The organism is Pelomonas dachongensis (assembly GCF_043555865.1).
In the GTDB taxonomy this organism is placed as follows: domain Bacteria; phylum Pseudomonadota; class Gammaproteobacteria; order Burkholderiales; family Burkholderiaceae_C; genus Pelomonas; species Pelomonas dachongensis.
The window spans coordinates 942,277-958,016 of sequence record NZ_JBIGHY010000001.1; the positions used below are offsets into that span (position 1 = coordinate 942,277).

Genomic DNA, 15,740 nt, shown 5'->3' on the forward strand with positions numbered 1-15,740 from the left:
CAGCGCGCTGTGCACATCCACCTGCGGGCCTGACGCCCGACTTCACAAGGAGAACCCGATGCTCTACATGCGTCCCTGCCCCTTGCCTCGCACCCTGGCCGGCGCCTTCGGTTCGATGCTGCTTGCCGCGCTGCCCGCCACCGCGACCGCGGTGCCGCTGGTGTCCAACCTGTCCGGCGCCTGTCTGGAGGCGAAGGTGGACACTTGGGACATCCGCCTGGCGACGTGTAACGCCAGCGCGCTGCAGGACTTCACGCTTACACCGGTCGGCTCGGGCGGCAACATCGTGACCCTCAAGAACGCGCAGGCCAATCTGTGCGTCGCCGCAACTGGCACCAGTGGCGGCTCGTTCGTGGAGCTGGGCACCTGCCAGTCCACGCAGACGGGCCAGCGCTTCCAGGCCGTGGCGCTGGCCGGCGGCGCGACGTCGCAGCTGAAGCTCGCCGCCAACAACTTGTGCCTGACCGCGCCGGCGACGGTCGGCCAGGTCGGCTTCTCGGTCGCGACCTGCAACACCGCCAACGCCAACCAGGCCTGGCGCCTCGGTGGCGCCACACCGCCGCCGGCGCCGCCCGCGGCGGGCACGGTGGAGACCAGCTTCACCGTCAGCACCGCCGAGATCGCCAACCCCGAGCGCGGCATGTACGTCTGGGCCGCCGACAACCTGCTGCTGTGGACGCAGGCCGAGGCCGACTCGCAGTTCCAGGAGGGCTATCGCGTCGTCTATGCGCCTGTGCGGCTGGATGCCTACGCCACCACCACGCTGCCCGCCAGCCTGTTGACGCAACTGTCGGAGCGCTTCGCGATCGCGCGCCGAGCCGGCCTGAAGCTGGTGCCGCGCTTCCTCTACAACTACCCCGAGAACGAGACCGAGTACCGCAACGTCAAGGACGCGCCGCTGGCCCGCGTGCTGAGCCACATCGACCAGCTCAAGCCCGTGCTGGCGGCGAACGCCGACGTCATCGCCTATCTGCAGGCAGGCTTCATCGGCGCCTGGGGCGAGTGGCACACATCGTCCAACAACCTGACCGCCGTTTCGCCGCGCACGCAGATCCGCGATGCACTGCTGGCCGCGCTGCCGACCGAACGCTTCCTGCAGCTGCGCTACCCGGCCTACCTGATGGCGTGGGCGCCGCAGGTGCCGAGCTGGCGCGACGGGTCGGCGGCGTCGCGTATCGGCGCGCACAACGACTGCTTCCTTGCGTCCACCACGGACGTCGGCACCTACAGCGACAACACCACGACGCGCCAGACCGAGCGCAACTACATCGCCGCGCTGTCGCGCGTGGCGCCGTTCGGCGGAGAGACCTGCAACCCGGCCGACGAGCAAAACCCGACGCCGCGTACCAGTTGCGCCGACATCCTGGCCGAGGGGCGCCAGTTCAACCTGACCTACCTGAACAACAGCTACTACCGCGAGATCTTCCACACCCGCTGGGAGCAGCAGGGCTGCCTGGCCGAGGTCAGGCGCAGCCTGGGCTACCGCTTCGAGCTGGCCACCCTGCGGCACACCGCAGCGGTGACGGCCGGGCAGTCGGGAGAACTGCTGCTGACGGTGAAGAACAGCGGCTGGGCACGCGCCTTCAACCCACGCGCGGTGCAGCTGCTGCTCAAGCACAAGACCAGCGGCGCGGTGGTGCGCATCGCGCTGCCGGCGGTCGACCCGCGCAGCTGGCTGCCCACCACCACCAGCACCGTGTCGGCCGGATTCACCGTGCCGGTGGGCACGCCGACCGGTGCTTACGACGTGCTGCTGGCACTGCCGGACGGCGCCGTCTCTCTGAGCGGCGACGTGCGCTACAGCGTTCGCCTTGCCAATGCAGACGACACGGCCAGGGCGCAGAACTGGGATGCGGCGCTCGGCGCCTTCCGCGCGGGCACGACGCTGACGGTGCGCTGAGCAGGCGCCGCACCAGCAGGCCGCATCGAGAGCGCCTTGCAAACGCAAGGCGCTCTCTGGGCGGTATCGGTCAGATCGGGTTAGGGATCAGCACCTTGTCGATCACGTGGATGACGCCGTTGCTGGCGCGCACGTCGGTCGCCGTGATGCGCGCGCTGACCGTCGTCGAATCGCGGATGGTGGGCGGCGTGCCGGCGTTGATCGTGATCTGCTGGCCCAGCACCGTCGGCACCGCCGTGCCGAACGGGATGCCCGCCGCCAGTACCTGGCCTGCCAGGACGTGATAGGTCAGCACGTTGGCCAGCTGCGCATTGCTCAGCGTGGCCGTGACCGACGCCACCGCGTTGAACGCGTCACGGGTGGGCGCGAAGACGGTGAACGGGCCGGCGCCGCTGAGCGTGCCCTGCAGGTTGGCCTTGACGACTGCGGCTACCAGCGGCTCGAACAGCGTGTTGACCTGCGCCATCTGCACGATGTTCAGCACGCCGGGCGGCACCAGCACCTTGTCGACGACGTGCACGACGCCGTTGCGTGCCTGCACATCCGCGGTAACGACGCGCGCGCTGGTCAGTGCCGCATCCTGCAGGGTTACGCCGCCGGTGGTGCCCACCGTCAGCGTCGCCGGTGCATTGCCGAAGCTGTAGAGCGTGGCCTGCGTGCCGGCCGACAGGTCCGCCGCCATCTTCTTGGAGCCCAGCACGTGGTAGCGCAGGAGGCTGGCGAGCGCATCGGCGGGCAGCGCGGTGACCATCGCGTCAGCGCTGGCAAAGCCCAGCTGCGTGGCCAGCGTGCCGAACGCGGCGTTGGTGGGGGCGAACACGGTGAGCTGCGCCGACGGGTCGGCCAGCGTGGTGGACAGGCCGGCCTTGGTAGAGGCCGCCAGCAACGCGGTGAAGCCCTGTTGCTGGGCCACTTCGGCGATGGTGGGTGGCGGCGGGTCGTCGTCATCGCCGCCGCCACAGGCGGCCAGGAGCAGCGACATCGTGGTGGCTCCGACGAGCCATTTCATCAGGCGAATCATCTGTGTCTCCAAAGCGGGGTGAAGGGGACCACTGGCGCGCCTGCAGCAGCAAGCGAGGCCGGCAGTGCAGCTCTTACGTGCCCGCCGCCACGGCGGATCAATGCCATCACGCGGTGTTACACGCCGCACGGCGCCGCTGCGCCAGATGACGTGTGGCTTCGGTCAGTGCGGGCGTCATGAGGCCCCAGCCGATGGCCAGCACGAGCAGCGCCCGCGAGTCATGTGGAAAGCTGCCCGCCCCCAGGCGAACGGCCGCGAGGTAGGACAGCGGCCCACCCACGGCGCCCATCAGCGCGGCCAGCAGTGGCCTGCCTTGCAGCCACGCCAGCGGCCCACTTAGCAGCGTTGCGAACAGCGCCCAAAGCGCCAGGATCCACGGCGGCGCCAGCGCCGGCAGCGGCCCGGGCGATGCGTAGACGAGCAGCCCCAGCTGCAGCATGGCTGTGTCCCAGACCAGGCCCAGCAGCAGCGCCAGCGCGGTCAGCCGCAGCTCGTCGCTGCGGGCGTTGCTGGCGGCCCAGGTCAGCGCGACCACTGCCGCCACGGCCAGCACGCCCCAGCGGCTGTGCCCGTGCGCTGCGCCCAGCACGCAGGCGAACCATGCGGCCTGGAACAGCGCGAACCAGGCCAGGCCCAGCAGCAACTGGCCCGCCTTGGAAGATGGAGAAAGCAGCGGCATGGAGGAGGGCGCGGTGGCGAAGCCTTCTTTTACGCAGCGCGGGCCGGCGCGGACCACTGCGGCATCGACGGCGACGGGCTTTCGTCGCCACAATGCCGCCGCCGATGAACCTGCGACCGCTTCTTGCTGCCCTGACCCTGGCCTGCGGGCTGGGCCTGCTGCTGTGGGCGTGGTGGCCCGAAGTCGCGCCGTCGGAGCAGCCCCAGCCCCAGTCCCAACCGGGGCCGGGCCTGAAGCCGCCGGTCTTGCTGGCGCTGGGCGGCGCGGCAGCCGAGGCCGGCGCAACGGCCGTGCAGCCGCTTGAGGCGGACACGACCTGTGCCGCCGCCGCGCCGCTGCCGCCGCATGAGGAGGCGCTGGCGATGCAGCGCGCCGGGGCCGCGCTGGCGAGCGCGTCGGGCGGCGACGCCGTGATCGCGCTGCTGCTGCAGAAGCCCGCCGCGCAGGACCGCGCCGCGCAGCCGGCGTGGGCCCTGCAGGTGCGCGACGCGGCGCTGCGCTCGGGCGACGTGACCGCGCTGCGCTGGGCCGCCGGCGCCTGCGCCGAGCTGCCTGACGCGACCGCCTGCCGCCGCGAGCTGTTGCAGCAGAGGCTGCGGCTGGAGCCGGACAACGGCCTGCACTGGCTGGAGTGGCTGCACGAGGACCCGGCCGCCGCCGACGAGGCCTGGGCAGGCCTGGCCGCGTCGCAGCACTGGCTGGAGCGCCCCGCCGCCTGGCGCGAGCGGCTGGACCGTGTGCTGCCGGCCACGCTGCCTGCGGCCCAGCGCCAGGTCTTGCTCGCGCGGCTGTCGGCGCAGCAGGCCGGCACGGTGCCGCCGCCGCCCGACGACCTCGGCCAGGTCTGCGGCCATTGGGGGCCAGGTCATGCCCGGGGCGCGGCCTGTCGCCACGCCATCACGCTGATGTTGACCGACGCCGATTCGCCGCGCGCGCGCCAGCAGGGCGAGCAGTTGGCGCAGTTGACCGGCCAGCACGTGCCGCCAGCGCCCGCCGCCGCGGCCCCGCCGCCGCCCCTGTCGGCCTGCATGCAATCAAGCCTCTGAGTGATTGCGCCGCCTAGGTAGCTCGCCTGAGTGCGTGCGCCGGCGCGCTTCCTAGACTGGTTGTCGACCGCACCGGGCAGCACAGGCGCGGCAGCGCGGAGCCTCTGCATCGCCCCGCGCATCCCAACGACTGGAGACAACCTCAATGTTCACTTCCCGTTCGAGCGGGCGCGCCAGCGCGCTCCGCCTGGCTGCGGCCGCCTGCCTGTCCCTCAGCTCTTCGGCCTGGGCCGCGTGGGGCATCACCGACGCCAGCGGCGTGCTGACCGTGGACAGCGGCGCCGGCCTCGTGTTCAAGGTCAACAAGAGCAGCGGCGACATCACGTCCATCAAGCTCAACAACGGCGCCGAACTGCAGGGCCAGACCAAGTTCTCCCACATCAGCTCTGGCCTGGGCGCGCCGGCCACTTACGCGTTCTCGCCGTCAGGCACCACGGCCATCATCACGATTACGGCGGCCACGCTGAAGCACTACCTGGTCGTGCGCCGCAACGAGAACACCATCTACATGGCCACGCACATCACGGCCGAGCCGGCGGTGGGCGAGCTGCGCTGGATCACGCGGCTGAACGGCAGCGTGTTCACTGGCGTGCCGACCGAGTCCAACCTGCGCAACAACACCGGGGCGATCGAGAGCAGCGACGTGTTCGGCATGAGCGGCGGCACCACGCGCTCCAAGTACTACGGCAACCAGCGCGCCAAGGACATGACCGTGCGCGGCGTGACCGGCAGCGGCGTGGGCGTGTTCATGGTCTACGGCAACCGCGAGAGCGCGTCGGGCGGCCCGTTCTTCCGTGACATCCAGAACCAGAGCGGTGCCGACACCGAGGTCTACAACTATATGAACTCGGGCCACAACCAGACCGAACCCTTCCGTATGGGCCTGCACGGCCCATACGCGCTGGTGTTCACGACCGGCTCCACGCCGGCCGCGCCTGACATGAGCTGGATGTCCGGCCTCGGGTTGCAGGGCTGGGTTGGCGGGCGCGGCAAGGTGGTGCTGAACGGCCTGTCGGGCATGGACTCCGCCTACGCCTACACGGTCGGCTTCGCGAACGCGACGGCGCAGTACTGGGGCACCACCTCCGGCAGCGGTGCGGTGACGGTGGCCAACATGAAGCCCGGCACCTACACGATGACGGTCTACAAGGGGGAGCTGGGCGTGTTCACCGAACAGGTTTCGGTCAGCAGCGGCGGCACGACGACGCTGAACACGCGCAGCATCACGGCCGACCCGGCGGCGCAGGGCGTGCTGTGGCGCGTGGGCCAATGGGACGGCACGCCGCTGGAGTTCCTGAACGGCCAGACGCTCAACGTGCGTCACCCGTCCGACACACGCAACCCGTCCTGGGGACCGGTCACCTACGCGGTCGGCAGCGCCACCAACCGCTTCCCCGGCGCCATCTGGAAAGGCGTCAACAGCGGCACCCAGATCACCTTCAACCTGACCAGCGCGCAGCTCGCAGCCCGCACCGTGCGCATCGGCATCACCGCGGCTTACGCCAATGCGCGGCCGCAGATCAGCGTGAACAGCTGGACCTCGGCCGTGCCCAGCCCGTCGGTCCAGCCGGACTCGCGCTCGCTGACCATCGGCACCTACCGCGGCAACAACACGACCTTCACCTATGCCGTGCCGGCCAGCGCGTTCGTGGTGGGAACCAACACGGTGACCATCAACGCTGCTTCGGGCAGCGGCAGCGCCGCCTACCTCAGCGCGGGGTTCGCGGTGGATGCTGTGGACATGTACTGACGAAGCATAGGGCGGGCGGCCAGGCCAGGCGCCGCCCTGTTTTACGTCCGGCTGTGCTGCGGCGCCTCTGCGCCGCATCGTCATCCCTTGGGCTTCTTCTTGGTGCCCGGCAGAACACCCAATGCGGTGCCGCCGATGGCCAGAATCAGCGCCCCAATCAGCAAATGACTGCTGTACTTCTGTGCAAACTCGGCGCCGGCCGTGTGGCCCGCTTCCTTGCCCAGGTCGAAGCCTTCCGACAGGCTGCTCGGCTTGACCTGGGCGCCGGCAATGCCGCCCGCGATGGCGCCGCCGATGATGACGCTGCCGAACCAGAACACGACGAACCAGACGATGCCGAAGATGGTGCGCTTCATGTATTCCTCCCTTGTTGCGCTTTGATGCTCGTGATTAGCGGGCCGCATGTTGCCGGGCCTACCTGTCAAGGCCAATGCCAGCAAACCCTGCGTGCCCGCGCCTGAACGTGAGCGCGCTGATTCAGCCCGTCAGTCCGACCAGGGCGTGCCGCACAGCGGACAGCCCATCGGCTTGTCGCCCAGCCGCAGGCGCAGGGTCACGTCGCCTTCACATGCCGTGCACAGACCGTCGTCGGGCACGTGGCCCAGCAGCGCGTCGCGACGCAGGATGCGCGCTCGCTGGGCTGCGGTCCGGCGGGTCTTGGACGCGGCCTCGTCTTCCAGAAGTTTCAGCGTCGGACGCTTGAGCGACCGCAGCTCGCGCAGCGCCTCCTGCTCCAACCCCGGGCTGCCGAAATACAGGTGGCCGCTGGAAGGCGACGTCACCTCGATGACCAACTGGTTTTTGCGCGCGTCGTCGTCGACATCCACGCGGTACAGGCCGCGGCAGGTCACAGCTGCAGCATGCTCAGCGGCGAGGCTGCGGGGCTTGGTGGCCAGGTCGTTGAAGAAGCGCTCCAGATCGCGCCGGGCCAGGCGCAGCCTGCCGATGCAGCCCTGCTGCCCTGTGGCGCGAATGACGACGATGCCGGCCTCCAGCGCGATGACGAAGCATTTGCCGATCACGGCGCCGGGCGCGGGCAGCCCCGCGGTCTCGAACAGGTCGGCATAGATGCCGCCGGGCTTGCGCGCCGCGGCCCGGGACTGGGCGCCGCCGGTGTCCTGATCGGCCGCGACGTAGGCGTCCAGCAGCTGGCCGAGAAATTCGCCGTGGCCCTGCAGCAGCGGAGCCAGCCCCTGCGATTCCCTGAGCAGGCCCGGCGCATGACGGTGGATCAGCTCGGCGACTTCGCGCGTGTCCGCCAGCTGCTTGCCCACGCCGCCCTGCTGGCCGTGCAGCAACTGCTCGTAGGCCGTCATGCGCGCCATCTTCTGGGCGTACAGGGCCTTGGCCTGGGCCTGGCCGTGCGCATGCCCCAGCCGCCAGGATTGCGCGCTCGCCTGGGCCTGGGACTGGCGCTGCAACACCAGCAACAGCGCCAGCAAGGCGCACAGCATCAGCAGCGCCGCGTACACCGCGATCTCAAACATTCACCTTCCTGGATTCGGGTCGGGTTCTCACGTGCGCGGATTCTGGGGGCCGGCCGGCGTGGCACCGCCCGGGTTTGCGGGGTCCGAGTGAACGATGCCACGTTGCCTGCGTTTGACTTGGAATAAGGCCTGGCAACCCGTCGGGTTGCCAGGCCTGCGCGCCCGAGGGCTCAGGCGGCCAACATCACGCGAGCCGGCCTCTCGGCGTGGTGGTCCAGCTGCATCGTGAACTGGGCCCGACCCGAGCTGAGCGCACGCAGCTGGCCGATGTAGCCGAACATCCGCTCCAGCGGCACATGCGCCGTCACGACGACCGCGTTGCCGCGTGCGTCCTGGCCCTGCACCTGGCCGCGTCGGCGCAGCAGGTCGCCGATGACGTCGCCCAGCGCTTCAGCCGGCGTGATGACCTCGACGGCCATCACCGGCTCCAGCACCACGGGCGCCGCCTTCAGCACGGCCTCGCGCAGTGCGGTTGCCGCGGCCAGCTCGAAGGCCAGCGCAGACGAGTCGCGCACGTGGGCGCTGCCGTCCACCACCTGGGCCTCGAAGTCGACCAGCGGGTGGCCCGCGAACGGGCCGGCCTGCGCGGCCTTGCGGATGCCGGCCTCCACCGCCGGGATGAACTCGCGCGGGATGGCGCCGCCCACCACGGTGTTTGTGAAACGGAAGCCCTCGCCGCGCGGCAGCGGCGCGATGCGCAGCGTCAGCTCGGCGAACTGGCCGGGGCCGCCGCTCTGCTTCCTGTGCACGTGGCGCAGCTCGGCCGGGACCGTGATGGTTTCACGGTAGGCCACCTGCGGGCGGCCGACCTGCACGTTGACGCCGAAGCGTGTGCGCAGCTTCTCCACGGCCACTTCCAGCTGCAGCTCGCCCATGCCGGACAGCAGCGTCTGGCCCGAGTCGGCGTCCTGACGCAGACGCAACGACGGGTCTTCGCGCACGAGCACGCCCAAGCCCTTCGCGAGGGCCGTGGCATCGGCCTGCTGACGCGGCTCGATGGCGACGTCGATGACGGCCTCGGGCACGACGATGTTTTCCAGGACGGCCGCGTCCCTGGTGGCCGCCAGCGTGTGGCCGGTCAGCACGTCTTTCAGGCCCACGACGCCCGCGATGTCGCCCGCGACGAGTTCGTCGCGCTCGACGCGCCGGTCGGCGTGGATCTCGTACAGCCGCGACACGCGCTCCGGCTTGCCGGTGCTGGCGTTGAAGACCGTGTCGCCGCGCCTGAGCGTGCCGCTGTAGACGCGCACGAACACCATCGCGCCGTGGTCGTCGGCGGTCAGCTTGAACGCGAGGGCAGACAGCGGGGCGTCCGTGGAGACGGCGCCGGGCGCTTCACCCGGCGCGGGAAGATAGGCCACGACAGCGTCCAGCAGCGGCTCCACGCCGCGGTTGCGGAAGGCGGAGCCGGCCAGCACGGGCACGAAGGCGCCCGAGAGCGTGCCGCGCCGCAGTGCCGCACGCAGGTCGTCCAGCGACGGCTCATCGGCGCGCAGCCAGGCCTCCAGCAGCGCGTCGTCCTGTTCGGCGGCGGCTTCCAGCAGGCGCGCACGGGCGGCCTGGGCGGCGGGCAGCAGCTCGGGAGGGATGGCGTCCAGGCGCGGCGGCGCCTTGGCGTCGTCGCGGTCCCAGACGAGGGCCTGCATCGTCAGCAAGTCCACCATGCCGCGGAAGTCGCCTTCCGCGCCGATGGGTAGCTGCAGCGGCAGTGCGCGCACGCCCAGGCGGTCTTGCAGGGACGAGACTACACGGCCGAAGTCCGCGCCCGTGCGGTCCAGCTTGTTGACGAAGGCGAGGCGGGGCACGCGGTATTCGTCTGCGAGGCGCCAGTTGGTCTCAGTCTGCGGCTCCACGCCGGCCACGCCGTCGAACACGACGACGGCGCCGTCCAGCACGCGCAGAGAACGGCGCACCTCGAGGTTGAAGTCGATGTGTCCGGGCGTGTCGATCAGGTTGATCTGCGTGCCGCGCCAGTGCACGGTGGTCGCCGCGCTGTGGATGGTGATGCCGCGCGCGCGTTCCTGCGGGTCGAAGTCCATCGTCGTGGCGCCGTCGTGGACTTCGCCGATGCGGTGGTTCTCGCCCGTGTAGAACAGGATGCGTTCGGTGGTGGTGGTCTTGCCGGCGTCGACGTGTGCGATGACGCCGATGTTGCGCAGCTTGCGGAAGGTGGGGGTGTTCGAGTTCATGGCGATTCCTGATAGGGGTGCAATTGCCAACCCCGGCGGAATCGCAGGGGTCAGCGCAAGGGCAGGACGCCGAAGCGCAGACGCGACAAAGCCGCGCTCCGGCGCTCGGGAATCGTGGCGATCAGCTTGTCGAAGGTGCGGGTGCGCATGGTTGAACTCAGGTCAGCAAAAACAAAACCCCGGGAGGGACGAGCCTGCCGGGGTTGGGTTTGACCGGAAGGCGGGGCGCCTCCCGAACACGGTCGAGGGGCGATCAGCGGTTGAGGCGGGCTTGGATCGTGTGGTTGATCTTCATGATGGGCGTGATTGTGGGCTGTCGCGTAATCTAGGGCGGGCCGTGGGGCTTTCAACGCTAGGCTGACGGATGAAGGAGAGACGCATGGAGCGATTCACCGGTGGCTGCCTGTGCGGCGCCGTTCGCATCGAAGCCGCGGGCCGTCCCTGGCGCGTGGGGCTGTGCCACTGCCTGGACTGCCGCAAGCACCACGGTGCGCTGTTCCATGCTTCGGCGATCTTTGCGCAGGATGCCGTGTGCATCACCGGCGAGACGCGCGACTACCGCGGCCGTTATTTTTGCCCGCGCTGCGGCTCGCCAGTGTTCGGGCGAAGCGGCGACGAGGTGGAGGTGAATCTGGGCGCTCTGGACGCGCCGGACCAGCTCACGCCGACCTACGAGCTGTGGACCGTGCGCCGCGAGTCCTGGCTGCCGCCGTTTCCGCACGCCAAGCGCTACGAGCGTGACCGGGAAGGCGGCGGGCGGACCGAACCCTAGATCTTCAGTGGCGTGGCCGCCAGCTGCGCCGTCGTCGCGTGGCGGTAGGGCGCGCACAGCTGCTCCACGTAGGCCTGGTGCGACGGCAGCGCCGCCACGGTGCGGGCGACCTTCAGGTGGATGTCGCCGAGGAAGTTGCCCAGCTCGGCCTGGCCCATCAGGTCGGCCACGGGGTGGTAGCTCTGCGGCGTGATGCCCTGGCCCATCATGACCTGGATCCACGAGTTCAGCGCGAACAGCTCGTCGCTCTGGTGGAACACGCGCGCGCTCTCGCGGAACAGCGCAATGCGGTGCTGCAGCGAGGCCGGCACGTCCATCGTGCGCACGTGGTTCCACAGCGCGGAGTCGCGCCGCTCCGTCACGTGGTAGTGCAGGATGACGAAGTCGCGGATGTGGGCCAGTTCGCGTTCGCACTGCTGGTTGAACTCGTCCACGTCGGCCGGGTTGATGCCGCGGCTGGGGAACAGCTGCATCAGCCGGATGGCCGAGCGCTGGATGAGGTGGATGCTGGTGGACTCCAGCGGCTCGATGAAGCCGCTGGCCAGGCCCAAGGCGATGCAGTTGCGGTGCCAGACCTTGTGGCGCTGGCCCGGCGTGAACTTGATGACGCGGGGCTGGATCAGCAACTCGCCCTCGACGTTGGCCTTCAGCACCTCGGGCGCGTCGGCATCGGCCAGTTCCTTGCTGCTGTAGACCAGGCCGTTGCCGACGCGGTGTTGCAGCGGGATGCGCCACTGCCAACCGAAGGGGTGGGCAATGGAGCGGGTGTAGGGCCATGCCTCGCGCACGGACGCGGTCTGCACGGCGACGGCGCGGTCGCAGGGCAGCCAGTGAGTCCAGTCCTCGTAGCCCACGCCCAGCGCCTCGCCGAGCAGCAGCGAACGGAAGCCCGTGCAGTCTATGAACAGGTCGCCGTCGATGCGCGTGCCGTCCTGCATCTGCAGCGCGGTGATGTCGCCGTCACGCCCCGCGGGGCCGTCCATCAGCACAGTGCCGATCTTGCCCTCGATGCGCTGCACGCCGTGCTGCTCGCTCATCGCGCGCAGAAACTTGGCATAGCGGCCGGCGTCCAGGTGGTAGGCGTAGTTCAGCCCGTTGCGCGGCAGGTGGGCGAAGCGGTCCGCATAGGCGGCGACCGTCTCGGTGTTGTAGTCGGTGTAGGTCTTGGCGATGCCTTCTGCCTGCCCCTTCAGCCAGAAGTGCTGGAAGCCGGCGCTCCAGTGGTCGGTGCCGGTGGTGCCGAACGAGTGGAAGTAGTCCAGCCCGACTTCTTTCCAGCCCTCGAACTTGATGCCCAGCTTGAAGGTCGCGTTGGTCGCGGCCATGAACTCGGCTTCGTTGATGCCCAGCAGGTTGTGGAAGGTGTGCAGCGCGGGAATGGTGGCCTCGCCCACGCCTACGGTGCCGATCTCCTCGGACTCGACCAGCTGGATGTCCAGCTGCCGGCCCATCAGCTTGCTCATCAGCGCGGCCATCATCCAGCCGGCCGTGCCGCCGCCGGCAATGACGACGCGGCGGATGGGGGTGGGGGAGGTCGTGTTCATCATCGTTTCAGTTGGGTCAGCAGTTGGGCACGGGCTTTACGCATCGTGACTTCGTCACCCGGCTCCAGCAGGCCGCGGGCGGCCTCCGGGAGGTGGGCCCAGGTGTCGGCATCGGCCTCGAAGACGAAGTGCTGGAAGTGGTGCTGCCAGATGCGGCGCTCCTGCGCCGGCAGGCTGCGGATGGTCATCAGCGCCAGGTGCAGCGCGCTGACGGGCGAGTCCATGTACGCGGGCGTCTGGCGCCACCAGGCGTTGATCAGCAGGTTGACCGGCGACAGGCCCTCGATGTGGTGCAACCACATGCTGGGGATGAACAGCGCGTCGCCGGGGGCCAGCTCGGCCACGAAGCCTGCGTCCAGCGCCTGGCGGAAGCGCGGGAAGCGCTCGAAATCCGGCGCAGTGAAGTCGACGAGGCTGATGGGCTGGCCGGCCGGCGTCGGGTCCAGCGGGCCCATGTAGAGGTTGTCGATCTGCTCGGGTGGGAACAGCGTGAAGCGGCGGCGCCCGGCGGCCACCACGGCCAGGTTGTCCGGCAGGTCGTAGTGCGCGGCCACGCGGCTGCGGTTGCCCAGCCACAGGCTGACCAGCGCATCGCGCTCGCCCATGCCCAGGCGGTTCGCGTCCAGAAAGCCCGGCAACACGGCGTCCACCGTGGTGGAGCCGACGTACAGCGACGGCGCCACGTCGGCGCCGGCCAATCCCAGCAGGCCGGCCAGCACCTGGTCCAGCGTCGCGTGGTGGCGCGTGAAGTTGAAGCGGGTGAGCGTGTCGTCCGCGTAGAACGCGCGGCCGCCAGCTTCCGGCGGGATCTGGAACAGGCCGATGCCCATGCCGCGGTAGAAGCCCATCAGGTAGCGCGCCAGCGCGTCGTCGGACTGCTGCGCAGCCTGCACCACCGGCCAGCGCGCGAAGCCGCCGCGCACGACCACTGGCCGCTCGCCGGCCAGCAGCTCGGCGGGCAGCGCGTCAGGGTCGAACGCGCCAGACCAGACCGGGATCTCGCGCATGGTCAGCGGCCCTGGCGCGTGTGCCGCTCCAGCAGCGTCGGCAGCTGCGCCAGCGACGCCAGCTGCATGTAGATGGGCAGCAGGTGGCCTTCGCGCTGCAGCGCCTCCAGTGCGGCGCCGGACAGCGCGGCCAGGCGTTCCTCGTGGATGGTGTACAGGCCCGAGATGCGGCCCTGCTCGCCGCCGGGCAGCTCGATGTCCAGCGCGAACGGCTCCAGCAGTTGGTGACGCGTCAGCGCGCCGATGAAGGAAGGCAGCTGCTGGGCCTGCGCGTGCAGGTGCTCCAGCAGGCTGACGACATGGTCCAGATAGTCGCTGTGGCCGCCGTGCGGCATGAAAATCGCCGTGCCGGATTCGGTGTCGCCCTCGGCCACGATGCGCGGGCTGTCCAGGTCGATGTGCAGCTGCAGGTCGTCGCCGTGGCGGCCGATCATGAACGGGTCGCGTTGCAGCGCCATCGGCACCACAGGGGCGTCCCAGCCGTGTTCGGTCAGGTACAGGTTCTGGCCTTCCTCCAAACCCATCAACGCGATGGGCTGGAATCCAGCGTCGCCGTCGACATGCTGGAACACGAGGGGAAAGTGCGCCTGCAGCTGGCGGAACTCGGCCGGCAGGGCCAGCACGGACTGGCGCGCATCGCCCAAGGCGGCAGCGCGCTCGGTGCGCACGCGCAGGTGGCGGTGTTGGACGTTGTTGAGGGCGGTGGGGCGGGTCATGTCGGCAGGCCGTGCTGGAGGATGTGCTGGATCAGCGCGCGGTGGCTGGGCAGGGCGGGCACGAGGCGGCGCACTTGGCGGGCGGCCTCGTCGAAACAGGCGCGGCCCGCCTGCAGTGTGGCGGCGGCGGCCGGGGCCGCGTCAGGGCGAAAACCCATACCGTAGAGGATGTACTGGTAGCTGGCGGCGGGGAAGACCTCGTCGATGCGGCCGAAGTCGTGCCGCGCGGGTGGGCGCAGCCGCCACAGCGGCAACTGGTCGCGCAGGCTCTGCGGCCACGAGGCCGGATCGCGGTGCGCGCGCCAGTAGTCGCTGTCGTCCCTTTGGCTGAGCGCGTAGTGCAGCTTCAGGAAGTCGATGACGCGGCCCCAGCGGTAGCCGAAGTCGTCGTTGAACCGGCGGGCGACGGCGTCCATGCCCGCGCGTGTCATGGGCAGCTCGTCGCACAGGCGCTGGGCAGACAGTTCCACCAGCGCCAGCGCCGACGCTTCCAGCGGCTCGATGAAACCCGAGGACAGGCCGATGGCCAGGCAGTTGCGCACCCAGAAGCGCTCGCGGTAGCCCGGGTCGAAGCAGATGGGCCGCGGCGTGCCGCGCTCGGCCGGCGCGCCGGTGCGGTCCAGGTAGGCCTGCAGCGCGGCGTGCGCCTCGTCGTCGCTGGCGTGGGCGCGCGAGTAGACGGCGCCAACGCCGCGGCGACTCGGCAGGCCGATGTCCCAGATCCAGCCCTTGGCCCAGGCGGTGGCGATGGTGACAGGGGCCAGCGGCGCTTCGGGCTGCGCGTAGGGCACCTGCAGCGCCAGCGCGGCGTCGTTGAACAGCACGGCGCGCTCGCTCTTCAGCGGCACCCCGAAATGCTGGCCGATCAGGCGCGAGGCGATGCCGGAGCAGTCGATGAACAGGTCGGCCGAGACGGCGCCGTGGTCGCGCGTCTGCAGGGACACGATGTCGCCGTTGTCCTGGGTCAGCACCGCCTCGACATGGTCCGCGATGTGGCGCACGCCCAGCTTCTGCACGGCGTGTTCGCGCAGCGCCTGCCCGAACAGGCCGGCGTCGAAGTGGTACGCGTAGTTGGCGACGGCGCCGAACTCGGGCGTCTGCGGCTGCTTGGGTGCGCGGCCCGCATCGCACAGCTGCGGCGACGGGCTTACGGCATCGGCGAACGCGATGGCCGGCTCGGCGGCCAGCCAGGCTGGCACGGGGTCGACGTCGCCATGGCCTACCGGCAGCATGAAGGGGTGATAGTAGTGCTCGCCGGCCGCACCGGTCGCCCAGCCGTCGAAGCGCGAGCCCTGTTTGAACGACATCTGGCAGCGGCGCACGAACTCGGTCTCGGACAGCCCGATGCGGCGCAGCGTGTCGCGCATGGACGGCCACGTGCCTTCGCCGACGCCGATGGGCGGCTGCTCGCTCGACTCGATCAGCGTGATGTGCAGCCCGGGGTGCTCGGCCGCCAGCAGCGCCGCCACCAGCCAGCCGGCGGAGCCGCCGCCGAGCACGAGGATGTGTTGCAGTCGGTCGTTCATCGCGTGTCTTTCAGCCTGGGGAGTGGCCGAGCGCCGGGCCGCTCCCAAGCCGGCCTCTGGGGGAACGACCAGCTTAGCCCGCGTTCCGCGGTGCTGAGCTGGA

At 70.1% G+C, this 15,740-nt stretch carries 13 protein-coding genes; 4 read left to right on the forward strand and 9 right to left on the reverse strand.

Annotation, left to right across the window (positions count from 1 at the left end; genetic code table 11):
* Positions 1 to 58 precede the first annotated feature (58 nt).
* Positions 59 to 1,900, forward strand: coding sequence for a DUF4832 domain-containing protein (locus tag ACG02S_RS04420; RefSeq protein ID WP_394469215.1), 1,842 nt, complete (start codon positions 59 to 61; stop codon positions 1,898 to 1,900).
* Between the two features lie 70 nt (positions 1,901 to 1,970).
* Here the strand turns inward: ACG02S_RS04420 and ACG02S_RS04425 are convergent, their stop codons facing one another.
* Both ACG02S_RS04425 and ACG02S_RS04430 read right to left on the reverse strand, forming a co-directional pair.
* On the reverse strand, positions 1,971 to 2,882 hold the full coding sequence (locus ACG02S_RS04425) for a fasciclin domain-containing protein (RefSeq protein ID WP_394469216.1): 912 nt from the start codon (positions 2,880 to 2,882) through the stop codon (positions 1,971 to 1,973).
* 145 nt (positions 2,883 to 3,027) lie between these two features.
* Positions 3,028 to 3,600 (reverse strand): DUF2878 domain-containing protein, encoded by a 573-nt coding sequence (locus tag ACG02S_RS04430; protein WP_394469217.1) that lies wholly within the window; start codon positions 3,598 to 3,600, stop codon positions 3,028 to 3,030.
* A 104-nt stretch (positions 3,601 to 3,704) separates the two neighbouring features.
* Between ACG02S_RS04430 and ACG02S_RS04435 the strand changes: the two genes are divergently transcribed.
* Positions 3,705 to 4,646, forward strand: coding sequence for a hypothetical protein (locus ACG02S_RS04435; protein ID WP_394469218.1), 942 nt, complete (start codon positions 3,705 to 3,707; stop codon positions 4,644 to 4,646).
* A gap of 145 nt (positions 4,647 to 4,791) precedes the next feature.
* A complete protein-coding gene (locus ACG02S_RS04440) occupies positions 4,792 to 6,396 on the forward strand; it encodes a rhamnogalacturonan lyase B N-terminal domain-containing protein (RefSeq protein ID WP_394469219.1) in 1,605 nt (534 codons plus the stop codon).
* Between the two features lie 80 nt (positions 6,397 to 6,476).
* On the opposite strand, the gene ACG02S_RS04445 is transcribed toward ACG02S_RS04440, so the two are convergent.
* The 3 genes from ACG02S_RS04445 to fusA all read right to left on the reverse strand — a co-directional run bounded on the left by ACG02S_RS04445 (position 6,477) and on the right by fusA (position 10,072).
* Positions 6,477 to 6,752 carry a hypothetical protein gene (locus ACG02S_RS04445; protein ID WP_394469220.1) on the reverse strand — a complete coding sequence of 92 codons (276 nt, stop codon included), beginning with the start codon at positions 6,750 to 6,752 and terminating at the stop codon, positions 6,477 to 6,479.
* Positions 6,753 to 6,881: 129 nt separating this feature from the next.
* A complete protein-coding gene (locus ACG02S_RS04450; RefSeq protein WP_394469221.1) occupies positions 6,882 to 7,883 on the reverse strand; it encodes a hypothetical protein in 1,002 nt (333 codons plus the stop codon).
* Between the two features lie 170 nt (positions 7,884 to 8,053).
* Positions 8,054 to 10,072, reverse strand: a complete 2,019-nt coding sequence (fusA, locus tag ACG02S_RS04455) for an elongation factor G (RefSeq protein ID WP_394469222.1) — start codon at positions 10,070 to 10,072, stop codon at positions 8,054 to 8,056.
* Positions 10,073 to 10,451: 379 nt separating this feature from the next.
* Here fusA and ACG02S_RS04460 point away from each other — a divergent pair, with 379 nt between their 5' ends.
* Positions 10,452 to 10,844, forward strand: coding sequence for a GFA family protein (locus ACG02S_RS04460; protein ID WP_394469223.1), 393 nt, complete (start codon positions 10,452 to 10,454; stop codon positions 10,842 to 10,844).
* Here ACG02S_RS04460 and ACG02S_RS04465 read toward each other — a convergent pair.
* From ACG02S_RS04465 to ACG02S_RS04480, 4 genes are read right to left on the reverse strand one after another with little or no spacing between them, the layout of a single operon-like run.
* Positions 10,841 to 12,388, reverse strand: coding sequence for a tryptophan halogenase family protein (locus tag ACG02S_RS04465; protein WP_394469224.1), 1,548 nt, complete (start codon positions 12,386 to 12,388; stop codon positions 10,841 to 10,843). The genes ACG02S_RS04460 and ACG02S_RS04465 overlap by 4 nt on opposite strands.
* A complete protein-coding gene (locus ACG02S_RS04470) occupies positions 12,388 to 13,395 on the reverse strand; it encodes a cupin-like domain-containing protein (RefSeq protein WP_394469225.1) in 1,008 nt (335 codons plus the stop codon). The genes ACG02S_RS04465 and ACG02S_RS04470 overlap by 1 nt, the downstream gene beginning before the upstream one ends.
* 2 nt (positions 13,396 to 13,397) lie before the next feature.
* Positions 13,398 to 14,111, reverse strand: a complete 714-nt coding sequence (locus ACG02S_RS04475) for a SapC family protein (RefSeq protein WP_394469226.1) — start codon at positions 14,109 to 14,111, stop codon at positions 13,398 to 13,400.
* Positions 14,108 to 15,637: a tryptophan halogenase family protein gene (locus tag ACG02S_RS04480; RefSeq protein ID WP_394469227.1), complete on the reverse strand. Its 1,530-nt coding sequence runs from the start codon at positions 15,635 to 15,637 to the stop codon at positions 14,108 to 14,110. Before ACG02S_RS04480 ends, ACG02S_RS04475 begins: the two co-directional genes overlap by 4 nt.
* Positions 15,638 to 15,740: the final 103 nt, after the last annotated feature.